The 14,530-nt window shown below is 60.5% G+C and carries 15 protein-coding genes and 2 pseudogenes; 8 read left to right on the top strand and 9 right to left on the bottom strand.

Annotated elements, in window-relative coordinates; genetic code table 11:
* The 3 genes and pseudogenes from tnpC to tnpA form a co-directional block, all read right to left on the bottom strand.
* Positions 1-980: IS66 family transposase (gene tnpC, locus MKI86_RS23475; protein WP_241605898.1), on the bottom strand; the 980-nt coding region annotated here is incomplete at its 3' end.
* 45 nt (positions 981-1,025) lie between these two features.
* Positions 1,026-1,363 (bottom strand): annotated as a pseudogene (gene tnpB, locus MKI86_RS23480) (IS66 family insertion sequence element accessory protein TnpB).
* Positions 1,360-1,767 carry an IS66-like element accessory protein TnpA gene (gene tnpA / locus MKI86_RS23485; protein WP_241605900.1) on the bottom strand — a complete coding sequence of 136 codons (408 nt, stop codon included), beginning with the start codon at positions 1,765-1,767 and terminating at the stop codon, positions 1,360-1,362. The pseudogene tnpB and the gene tnpA overlap by 4 nt, the downstream one beginning before the upstream one ends.
* Positions 1,768-2,003: 236 nt before the next feature.
* Here tnpA and MKI86_RS23490 point away from each other — a divergent pair, with 236 nt between their 5' ends.
* Complete coding sequence (locus tag MKI86_RS23490) at positions 2,004-2,930, top strand: LysR family transcriptional regulator (protein WP_241605902.1); 927 nt, start codon at positions 2,004-2,006, stop codon at positions 2,928-2,930.
* Positions 2,931-3,400: 470 nt separating this feature from the next.
* Here MKI86_RS23490 and MKI86_RS23495 read toward each other — a convergent pair whose 3' ends face one another.
* Complete coding sequence (locus tag MKI86_RS23495; RefSeq protein WP_241605904.1) at positions 3,401-3,724, bottom strand: NAD(P)-dependent oxidoreductase; 324 nt, start codon at positions 3,722-3,724, stop codon at positions 3,401-3,403.
* A gap of 248 nt (positions 3,725-3,972) precedes the next feature.
* Between MKI86_RS23495 and MKI86_RS23500 the strand changes: the two genes are divergently transcribed.
* From MKI86_RS23500 to MKI86_RS23525, 6 genes are all read left to right on the top strand, one after another.
* A complete protein-coding gene (locus tag MKI86_RS23500) occupies positions 3,973-4,155 on the top strand; it encodes a hypothetical protein (protein ID WP_241605906.1) in 183 nt (60 codons plus the stop codon).
* 115 nt (positions 4,156-4,270) lie between these two features.
* Positions 4,271-5,476, top strand: a complete 1,206-nt coding sequence (locus MKI86_RS23505; protein WP_241605908.1) for a hypothetical protein — start codon at positions 4,271-4,273, stop codon at positions 5,474-5,476.
* Between the two features lie 95 nt (positions 5,477-5,571).
* A complete protein-coding gene (locus tag MKI86_RS23510; protein WP_241605910.1) occupies positions 5,572-7,530 on the top strand; it encodes a DKNYY domain-containing protein in 1,959 nt (652 codons plus the stop codon).
* A 79-nt stretch (positions 7,531-7,609) separates the two neighbouring features.
* On the top strand, positions 7,610-7,891 hold the full coding sequence (locus MKI86_RS23515; protein WP_241605912.1) for a hypothetical protein: 282 nt from the start codon (positions 7,610-7,612) through the stop codon (positions 7,889-7,891).
* Positions 7,892-8,130: 239 nt separating this feature from the next.
* On the top strand, positions 8,131-8,352 hold the full coding sequence (locus MKI86_RS23520; protein ID WP_241605914.1) for a hypothetical protein: 222 nt from the start codon (positions 8,131-8,133) through the stop codon (positions 8,350-8,352).
* Positions 8,353-8,378: 26 nt separating this feature from the next.
* Entirely contained in the window at positions 8,379-8,681 is a 303-nt protein-coding gene (locus MKI86_RS23525; protein WP_241605916.1) for a hypothetical protein, read from the top strand.
* 563 nt (positions 8,682-9,244) lie between these two features.
* On the opposite strand, the gene MKI86_RS23530 is transcribed toward MKI86_RS23525, so the two are convergent.
* The 4 genes from MKI86_RS23530 to wrbA all read right to left on the bottom strand — a co-directional run bounded on the left by MKI86_RS23530 (position 9,245) and on the right by wrbA (position 11,898).
* On the bottom strand, positions 9,245-9,697 hold the full coding sequence (locus MKI86_RS23530) for a carboxymuconolactone decarboxylase family protein (RefSeq protein ID WP_241605918.1): 453 nt from the start codon (positions 9,695-9,697) through the stop codon (positions 9,245-9,247).
* Between the two features lie 68 nt (positions 9,698-9,765).
* A complete protein-coding gene (locus MKI86_RS23535) occupies positions 9,766-9,939 on the bottom strand; it encodes a VOC family protein (protein WP_241605920.1) in 174 nt (57 codons plus the stop codon).
* Between the two features lie 112 nt (positions 9,940-10,051).
* Positions 10,052-11,272, bottom strand: coding sequence for an MFS transporter (locus tag MKI86_RS23540; protein WP_241605922.1), 1,221 nt, complete (start codon positions 11,270-11,272; stop codon positions 10,052-10,054).
* Positions 11,272-11,898: an NAD(P)H:quinone oxidoreductase gene (wrbA, locus tag MKI86_RS23545; RefSeq protein WP_241605926.1), complete on the bottom strand. Its 627-nt coding sequence runs from the start codon at positions 11,896-11,898 to the stop codon at positions 11,272-11,274. The genes MKI86_RS23540 and wrbA overlap by 1 nt, the downstream gene beginning before the upstream one ends.
* Positions 11,899-11,998: 100 nt before the next feature.
* Between wrbA and MKI86_RS23550 the strand changes: the two genes are divergently transcribed.
* Complete coding sequence (locus MKI86_RS23550) at positions 11,999-12,910, top strand: LysR family transcriptional regulator (RefSeq protein ID WP_241605924.1); 912 nt, start codon at positions 11,999-12,001, stop codon at positions 12,908-12,910.
* A 303-nt stretch (positions 12,911-13,213) separates the two neighbouring features.
* Here the strand turns inward: MKI86_RS23550 and MKI86_RS23555 are convergent.
* Positions 13,214-14,530, bottom strand: a pseudogene (locus MKI86_RS23555) (IS30 family transposase); the annotation flags it as partial.

Here is a 14,530-nt window from a genome sequence, read left to right on the forward strand (position 1 = left end):
AGAATACCGGTGAAGGTCTTCAGGTGGCGCTCCGGATGTTCCTGCCGCCGATCGCGCGAGGCATAGTAAAGGGCTGCAGGCGGTGAGAGGCCTCCGAACGGCCGATCATCCCGGACATAAGTCCAGATGCGGCCCGTATCGGTCTTTCCCTTTGCGAGGATCGGGACGGTCGTGTCGTCGCCATGCAGTCGCTCGGCGGCAAGGACATGCGTTTCGATCAGGGAGTGGATGGGCTTCAGCGCCGCTGCACATGCTCCAACCTGATCGGCCAGCGTCGACAAGCTGAGGTCGACGCCCTCTCGGGCATAGCGTTCGCTCTGGCGATTGAGTGGCTGGTGCTGGGCGAACTTCTCGAACAGGATCATTGCCAGCAGGTTCGGCCCTGCAAAACCGCGGGGCGTTACGTGGAATGGTGCCGGCGGCTGCGTGATCTTCTCACACTCGCGGCAGGTAAACTTCTCCCGCACCGTCTGGATGACCTTCCACTGACGCGGTACGACCTCCAGGGTCTCGGTGATGTCCTCACCAAGCTTCGACAGTTTGGTGGAGCCGCAGCAGGCGCAATTGGCGGGAGCAGCGATTACGACGCGCTCGCGTGGCAGGTGTTCGGGAAAGGGCTTACGTGATGGGCGCCTGCGCTCGAAGGCTTTGACGGTTGAAGCTTTGGCTGCGATCTCCGCCGCCAGTTCATCTTCACCGGCGCCCGCTTCCAACTCCTCGAGCTGCAGTTCCATCTGCTCCAGGAGCCGCGCCTTGCGCTCGGACCGGCTGCCGTAGAGTTCCCGACGAACCTTGTCGATCTCCAGCTTCAGCCGTGCGATCAGCGCCTCGGAATGCGATACGAGTGCCTTTGCGCTGGCGGCTTCAGCCTTGGCGGTCGCTGCTTCCGCTTCGGCTGCGACACGTCGAGCGCGCTCCTGGGCCAGCAGTGCAAGGGCACTGGCAAGGTCGTCCGGAAGCTCTTCGGTCGCATTGCTCATGACAGGATGGAATCATATTCGACCCCGTCATTCCAGTGTTTTTGCTTACCCGGCCGACGTCGGCCGCCAGGTCTTTTGTGGCATCCGCCAGTCGATGCCCTCCAGCAGATAACCAAGCTGCGCGGGCGTGATCACTACCGTGCCATCGGCCGCTGACGGCCAGATGAAGCGGCCACGCTCCAGCTTCTTCGTAAACAGACAGGCTCCCTGGCCGTCATGCCAGATCACCTTGATCAGGCCACCACCGCGGCCGCGGAATACAAAGAGGTGACCACACATCGGGTCGCGCTTCAGCGCCTCCTGCACTATCAACGACAGACCGGGGAAGCCCTTGCGCATATCGGCGCCAACCAGACCTTCACACCACTCGGAACCGGGATCATCTTAGCCCCAGCACGCAGTCGAGAATACGGCCAAGCGCTTCGGTATCGATGTCGCTATCCACGCGGAGGCGCCGACCCCGCCAAAGTTCGATCGTCACATCGCTACGCTTCCGACGAGGATGGGATGTGGTGGGCGATTCCGGTTGAACGGGAGAGGTTGTCGAAGCGGCCTCGGACACGATCACCGGCACCAAAGTCGCCGTGTCAGACCTTGCCTCTTCGATCCGGCAAAGCTCTTTGCGCCAACGGAACAACTGGCTGACATGGATGCCGGCCGCGCGGGCAATCTCGGAGATTACCGCGTCTGGCTCAAAGCAGGCAGCGACGAGGCGCTCTTTATCTTCGCGTGACCAGCGCCGACGGCGCTCCACGGACGTGATCACCTCAATTGGATGCTTCGTCATATGACTACTCCTAGTGTTACCACTAGGACTGGCAGTCAGCAGGCCGTCATCGCAAGACGGCCTTCACCGTGGGCTTACGCTCTACCCGCCTGTTACGAAAGAGCAACCCACGCCGATAAGCGTCGATATCCTGTCGTGGCATGCCACCCTCCCCCCTGAATTTTTTAAAGCCATAATCGAGGTTCAGTGGAAAAATCCAATGACAAATGATAGAAGGAATTATAAGTGAAACTAATATGATTCAGTCGATCGACCTGAGAACATTGAAGGCATTCTTCACCGTGGCGCGGGAGGGCAATGTTACCCGGGCAGCGGAACTATTGCACGTCACGCAGCCCGCCGTCACGCTGCAACTGAAACGCCTTGCGGCAGAAACAGGACTTCTCCTCTTCCGGCGGACCTCCACGGGTTTGGAGTTGACGCAGGAGGGAGCGCTGTTGGCTGCCAAGGCCGAGCAGGTGCTGGCGGCGCTGACGGATTTCGGCCAGACGGCCGGACATCTATCGACACGCGTCCGAGGCAAATTACGAATTGGCACCATCATCGATCCGGAATTCACCCGCTTGGGCGCGTTTCTTAAGGCGCTTATCGAAAGCGGACCGGGCATCGAAACCACGCTCCGTCACGGAATGAGCGGCGATGTGCCGGAGGGGCTGAGGCGAAATGAGCTGGATGCCGGTTTCTTTCTCGGCGACCCAAGCCACTACGATCCTTCCGCCGATAGGGCCGGCGAGAGCGCCGCACCGCTCTTTCATGCCCGCGAACTGGCGCAATTGACCTATCGCGTCGTCGCTCCGCCAGCGCTCGCCGGTTTCGTGCGCGGTGCGGATTGGCCGCAACTCGCATCGCTTCCCTGGATCGGCACACCACAGGCCTCGGTCCACAATCGACTGCTGGCGCGCCTGTTCGCCGATTTGGGCGTCCGGCAAAATATCGTCGCCCAGGTAGATCAGGAGACGTCCATGGTCGCCATGGTCCGGACAGGGGTGGGATTGAGCCTTTGCCGGGAGTCGATTGCCCTTCATGAACAACAGGCACACGGCCTTGTTATTGCTGAGAATATCAAAATCTCGACGACCCTGAGTTTCCTTTGCCTGGAGGCTCGCATTCAAGATCCGACGATACTGGCAGCCTTGGACGCGATCCGGCGGGCGTGGGGCTGATTTTCGTAGGTTCGTGGCTATAATTTCCAATGGAACGCCGTTTATCCCGGACGCGAACGGCGTATCCAGGATAGGCGCTTTCGACCGTGCTAAGGGCCGCCAAAGTCAAGAAATTTTGGCCAAAGCCTCCTTCGATCTGGGCCGCTGGCTACGGAAGACGCAGATCGCCAAAACGACGCCGGCAATCAGGACCGCCACGCCAACGGCCTCCATCCCGGTCGGCCATCGGCCATGAACAACAAGGCCCCCTGCCATGACAATGCGGTGACGGAGAGTTTCTTCAATCTTCTGAAGCGAGAACGGATACGTCGCAGGGTTAACTTCTTGTTACGTTACTCGCCGAGTGCGGCGTAAAATTCGTTTAATAAACTTCGGTTGGATCTAATAGGTTTGTAGCTGACCGCGGCTCATAAACTAACCGCAACCAGCACAATTTCGGCTCCTTCAACAATTGGCGGAACAGAGCTGAACTATACCGCCTCACGAATTAACGAATAGAGCGATTTTTCGGCTTTCAGGACGCGGATCACATCCTCTGCCGCTGTCGTCGCCATGCGGATACGGGTCTCCATGACGCTGGTGCCGAGATGCGACGAGAAAGCGACGTGCTCCAGCTTCAGCAGAAGATTGTCCGGCGAGACCGGCTCTTCCTCGAAGATATCGATGCCAGCGGCACCGAGTTTGCCGGTTGAAAGTACCTCGTACAGTGCCTGCTCATGGACGATGCCGCCGCGGGCCGACGGTAAACGCCGAAGAAGGTTGGTCCGAAACCCGCCGTCACAACCAGCTGCCATCAATAAGTCCAATGCAGTTCATTGACCGCATATCCGCCGAAGGCCTCGGTCTGTCCCAAGGTCAATGGCTGTCCATCGATGGCCATGCAATCGGCGAAGCAACCCGATCCGGAGGGGTGGTACGAAAGCGGACAAAGGTCTCCTGCCCGACGGCACCGCATTGCATTTGTACTGTTTCGTACGGAGCTCTCACCTGCGGAACTTCCTGCCTCCGCCTGCATTTCGAGGCCTTCACCGGGAGGAACACCATGCAACACGTCGACAGCAATCGCTCCGTAGCGCACGTCAAGGTGTATGACGTTGTGCTCTACTGCGGGCAGCAGGGGATACACGAAGCGGAAGCCCGGAAACTGGTCCGCCTGATCGGGCCATTCGCGGACCGCTTGGCTATCCAGATGAACCTGACGAAACGTCCGGTCCGTTTCCGCTAAGCCAGCGGACGCCATCCGTCCTTGCCGATGTTCTGATATAGAACGCTTGCGGTTTAACTCTCACGCCCGCGCCTATATCATGTCGGACTGAACAGTAGTGCGACAGAGGGCGTTCGTGACGGGCAGACTGAGCGATCCGGAAACAAAACTCGGCCGTAACAGGCGGCGGGACATCGCGGGGAACGCCATTAGGGCCACGTTCCGCTACGGTCTCGTCGGCCTCCTGATCTGGCTTACGGCATCCTGCCACGTGTGGGCGCAACAGCCCGTACCGGCGGGCTGGAAGAAACAGGCCTTCGATTTCGGGAGCACGGACCTGCGGGGCGAAATCCTCCTTCCCGTCAACGCTGATTTCCAGACCGTGGAAATTCAGCCTCGGCAGGCGGGTACCGCCGGCAACGTGACGGTGGTCGGCAAGATCGCACCATCGGCGGCTGTGCCGGCGGACGTGACCATCATGGCGCTGGATCTGGAATATCCGGCGGCAGCATTACGGGTCTGCCTTTACGAGGCGGGATTGATTGGCCTCGAAGTTTTCTCGCGATCCGTCGCACAGGACCTGTCGAGCGCATCCGTGCGCAGCATGCGCGTCAAAGACGGCCGGTTCGAGCAGGTGGCCTATTCGTACTGTCTGACACGCAGCACCAAGCTCCTCGTCTTTCATTTCATCGCCACGCCCGCCGGTACGGACGAGGAAAGCGCCTTCGCGACCGGCGGGGACATCGAGACATTCGCACGAACGGCGCTCGATGGCCTGACCTTCGCCGATGGCAAGCCGGTGAGCCATTGGGCCAGCATGACCGATGTCCCGCTGAAACTCGGGTCACGCACGGTGGCCCTGCCGGTGTCGCCCGCCTGGAGCATCGCCATCAACGACTTCCAGGGCGGCATCCCCGCCGAGCTCAGCATGGTGCGCAAGCGCGATGGCAAGGATGCCGGCCTCGTCTGGCTGGGCGCTTTCGATGCGCCCGCCGGCTTCGACATTGCACGCGATGGGGAAACGTTCCTGCGCGACTTCATCGCCAGGCAGTCGCCGGATTTCGGTAGCGCGCAACTGTTGTCGAGCGACAGTGCTTCGCCGCCCAATGGCGTCGAGGGCACGAAGAACCATTTCCACTTTGACATCGCCACGAAAACCGGAGGCGAGGCCGGAGACGTTTTCGCAACCGTCGCCCTGAGCGGCGATAGGCTCTACACCGCGGCATGGTGGTCGCCGCCCATGTCCGGCGATGGCCGCGCCGCGTTCATGGCCCGCCTGCCCGGCATGACGGCTTTCGATCTGGCACGGCGGGCGGCCGACCGGATGATGGCCGCGCCATAGCGCCCGGCGCGCCAAACCGAATCTTCGAAGAATATTCCAGGCCGCGCGGACGTTGAACAATCGGGTACGGGCTGGGGCGCACTACGAACACGCAGATGGAGGACAGCACGATTTCGAACAGACCGGAACTGAGCGAGCTTTTCCCCCTTCCCTATGCGCACTGGTACGCGGCGTCGCTCTTTGCCGATGTGGGGCGCCCGGCGCGCGAAATCCTCTCGCGACTCGGCATCGACGCCGCCCGCTGGCAGCACTGCAACAACCGTTACGGGCAGCTTCACTTCGCCAATACGAGCTGGGTTGCCGGCGCCTATGCCCGAGAGGGCTTGCCTGAGCCCGAGCAGGACCGCGCGCTCTTCGATCATCTGACCGAACATGACGGCATCGACCTTCCCGTGCACGAGCCGTTCAGCATGCGCCGGGAACTCGGCACCCTGCGGCGGACGATCGAGGCCAACCCGCGCATCGGCCCCTTCTCGGATGTCGACTGGATCGCGCACTACATCTGCGAGCGGCGCTTTCCCGTCATCCGCTACGTTCACGATGGCAGCCATGTCTGCGTCGACGGTGCTCCGATCGCAAATCGAAAGGGGGTGCCTCTCGCCGGCATCGACCCTTTGACCTTCCGCCAGCTTGGCGACCGCTGGTGCTGTGACGCCAAGCGAGTCTACGGCCAGGGCGAGACGCCCACGAAAATCTTCTGGTTCGTCGCGCGCGGCGCCGATCCCGAAAGCTTTACCGTGCTGAACGAGCGTTACGGCGCCGACAAGGCCGCCGGCTTCTACATCACCAACCTGCGCCTGCCGACGGCGGAGCCCGGCACGTTCGAAATCGTGAGCTATTATTACGGACGCGGCCAGAAGCCCGGCATCCATGTCGATGAAAGCCACTATGCGAAGGACAGCCGCAAGGTCTATGCCTATGGCGTCGAAATCAAGGGCGTGGACGCACCGAGCTTCCACGCGATAGGCGACGAGGGCCGGTATTTCGCCGACACGAACCGCATCTACTGGGAAAACCGTCCGATCCCCGAGGCGGACCGGCAAAGCTTCACCTGCGCGTCCGAGGCCGGTCAATATTGCGCCTACGACAAGGACCGGCCCTTCTCGCGTGGGGAGCCGAAATCGGTATCCGCCGAATTCGAACACTGGAGCCCCTATTTCGAGGCGCATCCCGAGCTCACCGGCACCTGGTGGCATCGCGAAAAGGCACGGCGGGAGCGTGGGGTCTCGGACGTTGCAGAGCCGGTCTCGATGGGCGGGCCCTATTTCAGCGACGGAGGCCGTGTCCTGGTCCGGCCGGCACGTCCGCGTGATGGCGCGTGGGTCTCGCTGGATCATTTCGACCATGATAGCCTTCGCCACATCGTCGATGTCTTTGCCGAGGACAGGCACGGGCTGCGCTATTTCGAACCGGGGATGGAGCGTTACGGATGCTCGCCGGTCAAGGGTGCCGACCCCGCGAGTTTCGAGCGCGTGTCCGGCCCCTGGTTTCGCGATCGCCGGCAGGCCTATTATTTCGACAGCACGGCGCCCATGCCGGCGCTTGTCATCGTCAAGGCGGATCTGAAAAGTTTCGAGGTGCTCGGCGGCGCCTATGCGCGCGATGCCAAGGGGCTGATCGTCGAGGGCGTGCGCAAACGCGGCATCGATGATCCCGATGCTGTCGAAGCGCTCGGCTGCACCTTCGCCCGCATGGGCGAGACGCTGCTTTACCGTGGTAAACCCGTCACAAGGCCCGGCAAGGTCGATCACGCAACGGCGCGTGGCGTCCACGAGCAGCTTCTGATCGATGCTGAGGGACACATGCTTTTCGGCGGCAGTTATCGCAAGCCCCTCCCCGGCATCGATCCCGCCACGCTGACCTTCCTAAACCGAATTTTTGCGACCGACGCACGGCATGTCTATGCCCTTAGCGATTCCGGCCTCTTCGCCTGTCCGGAGGTCGCCCGCACCCGCGTGCACCCGCTGGGGCACTATGCCGTGCATGTCGGAGGCGTCAAATTCCAGGTCGTCAGTGGCCGTGTTCAACAATTCCCGTTGGAGGAGAAGGTGTGAGCGACTGGCGGATCCCCTTGCCATACGTCATGACTGCGACGACGATCGACATCAAAACACCGAGGCAAAGCGAACCCAGATGACGACCACTCCAAGCCGCGACCATAGACGATACACGATCCTCATGACCGTGCTGGCATTCATTATCATCGCGGCCTGCATGCGCCTTCCAATTCCCGGCATCGATCTTATTTCGGCAAGCCTCCAGCTGGCACAGTCCGGCGGCATGGAGCGGCTTTCGCTATTCGCTTTGGGAACCGTTCCGCTGTTCAGCTTGCTGGCGCTCATCGAACTCGTGAGATTGATGGCGCCGGACCTGGCGGAACGGCTGGCCATACCGGTTGGCCACGGTTGCACTTAGGCATTGCCGTGCTGCTTTTGACCTTCCTGCAGGCCTAAGGTGTACTTACGGCACTCGTCACGATGGGCCTCATGGCCGATACGCTCAGCGCCATGGTTCTCGGGATTGCAGCCTTTGTAGGGGTATCTGCCCTGTTGCTGTGGCTGAATGATGCGATTTGGCTTCCGGCCTCGGCAGCGGCATCTGGCTGCTCATGACGATCCCCATGTTTTCGCGCGTGCCTCGGGAAATCATGTCCATTGAAACCGTTGGCTCCGGCCTCATGCCCGCCGTGGCATCTCTGGGCCCTTGCCGGCGCGGTCGTCGTTGCCGCCGCCATCGTCGTGGCGCTGAATCGGCTGCTGCTCGGCACCCGCAGGGATGGTGGCACGGGGCCGGACACGTCCCTGAGCGTTCTCCTCTGTCCCCCGTTCCTAGCCGCCATTGTCACCGGATATCTGATGATCGTTACCTCACCTTGATGCCGGCTTCGATTGAAGCTGCGCCATTGCTTCTCACGACAATCCGCATCCTATTCATGGGCGTTCTTATACCGCTCCTCGTCTATGGTTATTTCCGACAGCTGCCGGTCGATTGTCGCGCAGACATGAAGCCGATCCTGGCAATCACGGCCGTAGCGCAGGTCGTGCTCTGCACAGGCTTCGTGCTCATCCGCCTGATCGTCTTCGCACCTGCGGCACCTGCTGGACCAATGCTCCTCGTCTGTGTGACAGTCCTCCTCGCCCTCGGTAGGCTTCTGATGATGCAGGGCAGCCTGAGGAAACGTATGCCACACTTCGGTCGCAAGTAGAATTTTAGCCCCTGTAACAGTCCGCTTAAAGGTATTCGGTCTCAAGGTGACGCTGTGGCAAAGATGGATATCTGCACGTCGGTAGCGTCAATTATCAACAGGCCACCGGTTCGAATACACGTCGGGTCACTGCCAGGTCGTCACTTGACAATCCGGCTACAATGCGGCTTGTGACCCACGCATGCTGTCAAGAAGTGGCTGGAACAAGTCAAGCCCCCTCTGTGTCATGCAAAAGGATCTGGCCACTCGCTACAGGTTTTTTCCCGATGAGGCCATTTACAAGGTTCATTTCGCTGCCTTGAGCCACCACGCGCGCACCGGCGATCGCTTGGGCAGTCCTTCCTTTGACAGTTGTCTCCGGACAGGATTGCCAGCGCAATCCATTCCGGAAAGCTCATGTCTGCCTTCTGTAGCTGGCGCTGCAACAAGGCCTGCAAGGTGCGCTCGGCTTCGCCGATAAACCGTGTGACGGGCGGACTACCGGTCATGTCATGTTCCTTTTTTCTTTTGGTTTGAACTGCCCGGGCAGATCGCGCAGAGCGTCACATAAGAACTACGGTCGCTCAGCTCGCCCCCACTGGATGCTGCGACCTGAAACCGACACAGAGGCGATTCCAGACATTGATCGTCCCTATTGCAACGCTGATGCGGGTGATCTCAGCCTCCGTGAAGAAGGCGTGGAGCGGCTGAAAGTCAGTGTCTGGCGCGTGTGTTTGTGCGACGTTTGTCAGCGCCTCGGTCCAGCCAAGCACCGCCCGCTCACGTGCAGTGAAGACCGGCGAGTCCCGCCACACGCTTATCAGGTTGATCCACTGCTCGCTCAACTCATCGCGACGCGCTTCCTTGACGTGCATATCAACGCAATAGGCGCACCCATTTATCTGTGAGGCCCGCAACTTGAGCAGGTGCAGAAGCCGGGGCTCAATGCCGGATGCTTTGCGCACATAGGTATCGAGAGCGGCCACTGCCTCATAGGCGTCGCGCGCAACAGCGGGAAAGTCAAAACGGGCCTTCATGGCACTGTCCTTTTTTTCGTCGGTCTTTGTTCTAGATGGCTCGCCAGATACCCGGCGCCCCAGTTCAATCAGGTAATTGTCTGGATCACGAAATCGGCCCAGTAGGGCAAGATCCGCTTGCCGAGCCGGTCATGCAAGGCGTCGAAACTCGTGTCATCGACGAGTAACGCGTAATGCTGCGGAACGATGGCATGGCCCACATCCATATAGTCGAGGTTGACGCCATTATCGGTGGTGACCATCCAGAATGGCCCCCATTGCGCGGCGGCTGGAGCCCAAGCATTTCAGCCAGAAACAGGGCAGAACCGTGGGCGTCTCGCGTCGCCAGGATCGTGTGGTTGAATGCGATGCTCATCAGCGGTCTCGAACCCCAAAATTGACCCGCTCAGCTCCGACCTGCCGGAGCGTCGAGGCCACCACGAGCACGGCAATCAGCGCCGCACCCGCCACAATGTAGGCGGCTGAACCCCAGCCAAACCGATCCAGTACGCCGCCGATGGCTGTCGGACCAAGAACCTGTCCGAGATTGTTGCCTTGAACGATCAGGCCTAGAACGATCGGAGCCAACCCTGCCGCCGGCGCCACAAGTGGCGCAGAGGACAGCAGGATAGCCGGGATCACACCACCGACAGCCGAGAACAACAGGCACAGGCCGAAGGCTGCACCGTCCGGCAGCATGGGGAGTAAAATCCCGAAGCTGGCCAGTCCCATGACGAGGCATGCAGCGATCAAGAGCGCCGGGCGGCCAAAGCCTTTGGAGAGAAGCAGGCCCGCCGCCAGATTGCCGATGACGTTCACGGCCGAGGCCAGTGCGCTGAGCAATCCGGCTGTCTGGTGTGTAACCTGCAGGCGCTCCGTCAGCAGCACCGGCAGGAAGCTGAAGACAGCGAAGAACATCAAGCTGTAGAGCGCAAAGGTGATCGCTAGCCCAACAGCGCCCCACTCGCGCGCCACGGTCATGCTGTCGCGGCGCAAGCCGCTCCAGGACATGATCCGGCCTTGCCCGCCGGCAGGAATGACAAGTGGAACAGCGATGCAGATGGCTAGCGCCAGCGCGCCGCTTGCCCACCACATCGTCCGCCAGTCCTCGAATAGCGGCCCTACCAGCATCGCCACCGCCATGCCGACCGGCATGAAGCAGCTCCAGAGGGCGAACCCCAGATCGCGATCAGATGGTAGCGTAACCTCTTCGAGCAATGAGGGCGCCGCGACCGTCACCAGCAGGAAGCCCGCCCCCTCGATAATGCGGCCGGAGAACAGGCTGGGCAGTCCCGGTATCGCCGCGCCAAGCGCTGCGCCGGCTGTCGTGATCAAGAGGCCGATGATGAGGATGCGCCGCGCACCGAAACGCGCGACAAACGCGCCAGTCGGAATGCCGCCGATAACACCGATAAGCGCAAATATCCCTGCCAGCCAGCCGATTGCCGTGAGCCCGACCCCAAAGTCGCTCTGCAACAGGGGCGCCGCAATCGCCGCTTTGCCAACCTGTAAAGCGGCTGCATTCCCGCTGCCAACGATGACAAATACGGCAGTCCAGCGCGTTGACACTGCTCTTGTTTTTGACGACCTGTTCATCACGACGCCCTTGTCGCGCGGTCGGCCACGAGGGCGGCAGTGATCTCAGCGACATGTCGTCCCTGGAAGCGTGCGCCCTCCAGCTCATTTCCACTGACCGCGCGGTGCCCTCCCTGCCCATCATCGGCGAGCGTCGATGCACCATAGGGCGAGCAGCCAGTGATTTCGTCCATCCGCATCTGGCCCTTGAAGCTGTAAGGCAAGCCGACAACGATCATGCCGAGGTGGAACAGAACGGTTTGGGTGGACAGAATCGTTGTTTCCTGCCCGCCATGCTGGCTGCCGGTCGAGGTGAAGACGCTGCCCACTTTTCCGACCAGCTTGTCCTCGAACCAGAGCCCGCCGGTCTGGTCGAGAAAGTTCTTCATCTGCGACGCCATATTGCCGAAGCGGGTCGGCGTTCCGATGAGGATGGCGTCGTAATCCGCGAGTTCGGCCACCGTTGCGACGGGCGCGGACTGGTCGATCTTGTATCCGGACTTTGCAGCAACGGCTTCGGGAACAAGCTCAGGCACCCGCCTGATCGTCACCGTCGCACCTGCTTCGCGTACGCCATCTGCCACGGCCGAAGCCATCGTCTCGATGTGCCCGTAAGAGGAATAGTAAAGCACCAGCACCTTCGTCATCTCGTTGACCCGCATTGATTTCATTGACCGGAAGGTTGCCTCAAGAGGGTGAACGAAATAAGTGATATTAAAATGATATAGATGATCATGGTGATAGATCATGCTGGATGCCCTTACTCTCGATCAGATTCGGACTTTCGTAGCGATCGTCGACAGCGGCAGCTTTCGTTCCGCAGCTCAGAAACTTTCACGTGTCCAATCGGGCGTAAGCGCCACAATCGCCAACCTTGAGGGCACACTTGGCGTGGAACTGTTCGATCGTTCCGGTTACAAGCCGGTCTTGACAGCGCAGGGCCAGGCATTGCTCGGCAGCGCACGCGACATCATTCTGCGCGTGGACGCACTGCGCGCCCACGCGCGCGGCTTTGCGCATGGCGCCGAAACGGAACTCTCGATTTCTGTCGACACGCTATTTCCCATGCAGGAGGTCGCACGCGCCATCTCACGGATGCGACACGATTACCCTGCCGTTGCCGTCCGTGTATGGTCGGAGGCTATGGGCGGTCCGCTCGAAGCGCTCAGGAAGAACCGTTGTGCGCTTGCGGTTATGGTCGGTGAAGATTTCCGCGACCCTCGCATCAAGTTCGAGCCACTGATGTCCATCAGCCAGGTTGCGGTCGTCGCCTCTGGCCATCCCCTGGCCCTCCGCCATGCGGGCCATCCAATGGAGCTGATGGATGTTGCCGATCATCTCCAGATCGTGCTGATCGATCCGTCCGATATATCGGCGGGCCGAGATTTCGGGGTCGTTTCGTCACAGACCTGCCGCGTCAACACGCAGGATACCAAGCACAATCTTATCCTCGGAGGAGCTGGATGGGGGCGGCTGCCTTATTGGCTTGTTGAAGGGGACCTGGAACAAGGAACACTCGTGCATCTCAATGTCAGCGCCATGGGCCGCAATGGCGAGGTCACGTCCAGTGCCTATGTCGCCCACCGCCGCGATGAGGCATTGGGACCTGCAGCGCGGAGACTTGCCGATCTGCTGATCAGCGATGAATATGTGGAGTGAACACTTCGGGCTGGACCAGCGAGGCGCTTCAAACTAAGCCGCCTGCTGGTCGAGTTGGGTTTCAAATTCTCCTGGCGACATGTAGCCAAGGGCCGAGTGTAGCCGCTTGGCATTGTAGATCTCTCCTCAATGAACCTGGGGAAGCGTTCGGCCACATCCGCGAAAGTCTCGTAGCCGGCGATGTAGACGTCCTCGACTTTTAGGGTTTTCATGAAGCTCTCTTCCTGAGCATTGTGATAAGGGTTGCCGACGGCGCTCATGGACCCCTGCAGACTGGCAGCATCGAGCGTTCGTCGATAGGTCTCACTCGCGTATTGGGCAGATTGAATCGGTCGCCGCAACACCTTCGATCATATCCGATTTAAGCAGGCCGTCGAGCGCTTCTGCCGACGTGCGATAACCCAGCGTCTTGCGAGGCCTGCTATTAAGGGCATTCGCCACAGCGCTGAGCTCACCGGCTCCGTGCTGGCTCAGACCCGTACCCTTCGGAAAGTACTGACGTAGCAAACCGTTGGTATTTTCGTTGCTTCCGCGCTGCCACGGGCTTTGAGGGTTCACAGAAGTAGATATCCAGGCCAGTGTCGATCCTAAGCTATGCGTGCTGAGACATTTCTGTGCCCTGGTGCCAGGTCAGGGATCGGCGTAGATGCGCGGGAAGTTCGATGATCGTCTCATCGATCGCATCACGAACCGCTTCAGCGCCGTGTCTAGCGAGTGCAGGACCGTTCTTGACGGATTTTTCGATCCCGTGACCTTCCATGCGTGGCAGGTGCAGGAGTATTGTGAACCGTGTCGCGCGTTCGACCAGAGTGCCGATCGCGGAGCTGCCGAGGCCGAGAATGAGATCACCTTCCCAGTGACCGGGCACCGCTCTGTCGCCGATCTCCGCGGGACGGTCGCGGATCATCAGTGCATCACCAAGAAAGAACTTACCACGGCTACGAGCCCGTTCGCGAGGCAACCTAAGCGCTCGACCGGAACGCAAGCAGGCCGATAGTTCACGCTTCAGAGCGCCTCGACCTTGAATGCAAAGCGCCTGATAGATGGCTTCGTGGCTGATGCGCATGGTCGCGTCCTCGCGGAAGACCAGCCTTAGACGTCGCGCAATCTGTTCTGGGCTCCAGGCTTTGGGCCAGCGTCGACTTTGCCGATGAACGGCCCGGCAACCTTTCCATACCACGATCGGGCTATCGAAGGCGATGCCATTGGGTGTGGCAATGAGGCCAGCGAGCCGGTCCTGTACGTAGTCGCGAAGGGCAACATTGGCTGCAAGTTTCGCCACCTTCGGCCATCGCGCCGCTCAGATCGGGGCTGATTGGCAGGCGGTGTGGCGACCAAAGGACATTTCAACTTTGCCCGGCGGCGGACATTCCAACCTTGCCGCCACACTCGGTGATCGTCCCAGTTTACGTGCGATAGCACGGGTTCCACTACCTCGGGCGCATTCCAAAGCAATTTCCTCTCGCTCGCGGTACGTCAGGCTGCGGTTCCTGAGCGGTATTGCTGAGGGTGAAAGATGTGTGGGAGGCATACCGCCTGAACTGTAAGCGGGGAGCTGAGGCCGTTTAGGCCTGGTAATTCCATGGCATGAGAGCGTCGATCTCGCTGCTGGGCCACCCC

This window comes from Shinella sedimenti (genome assembly GCF_022601905.1).
In the GTDB taxonomy this organism is placed as follows: Bacteria; Pseudomonadota; Alphaproteobacteria; order Rhizobiales; family Rhizobiaceae; genus Shinella; species Shinella sedimenti.

Bases quoted from the DNA above. Each gene is read 5' to 3' on its own strand.
- MKI86_RS23530 (WP_241605918.1), bottom strand. From the start codon at position 9,697: ATGAAGGCCCGTTTTGACTTTCCCGCTGTTGCGCGCGACGCCTATGAG.
- MKI86_RS23510 (WP_241605910.1), top strand. From the start codon at position 5,572: ATGGAGGACAGCACGATTTCGAACAGACCGGAACTGAGCGAGCTTTTC.
- MKI86_RS23535 (WP_241605920.1), bottom strand. From the start codon at position 9,939: ATGGTCACCACCGATAATGGCGTCAACCTCGACTATATGGATGTGGGC.
- MKI86_RS23495 (WP_241605904.1), bottom strand. From the start codon at position 3,724: ATGGCAGCTGGTTGTGACGGCGGGTTTCGGACCAACCTTCTTCGGCGT.
- wrbA (WP_241605926.1), bottom strand. From the start codon at position 11,898: ATGACGAAGGTGCTGGTGCTTTACTATTCCTCTTACGGGCACATCGAG.
- MKI86_RS23500 (WP_241605906.1), top strand. From the start codon at position 3,973: ATGCAACACGTCGACAGCAATCGCTCCGTAGCGCACGTCAAGGTGTAT.
- MKI86_RS23490 (WP_241605902.1), top strand. From the start codon at position 2,004: ATGATTCAGTCGATCGACCTGAGAACATTGAAGGCATTCTTCACCGTG.
- MKI86_RS23540 (WP_241605922.1), bottom strand. From the start codon at position 11,272: ATGAACAGGTCGTCAAAAACAAGAGCAGTGTCAACGCGCTGGACTGCC.
- MKI86_RS23515 (WP_241605912.1), top strand. From the start codon at position 7,610: ATGACGACCACTCCAAGCCGCGACCATAGACGATACACGATCCTCATG.
- MKI86_RS23550 (WP_241605924.1), top strand. From the start codon at position 11,999: ATGCTGGATGCCCTTACTCTCGATCAGATTCGGACTTTCGTAGCGATC.
- tnpA (WP_241605900.1), bottom strand. From the start codon at position 1,767: ATGACGAAGCATCCAATTGAGGTGATCACGTCCGTGGAGCGCCGTCGG.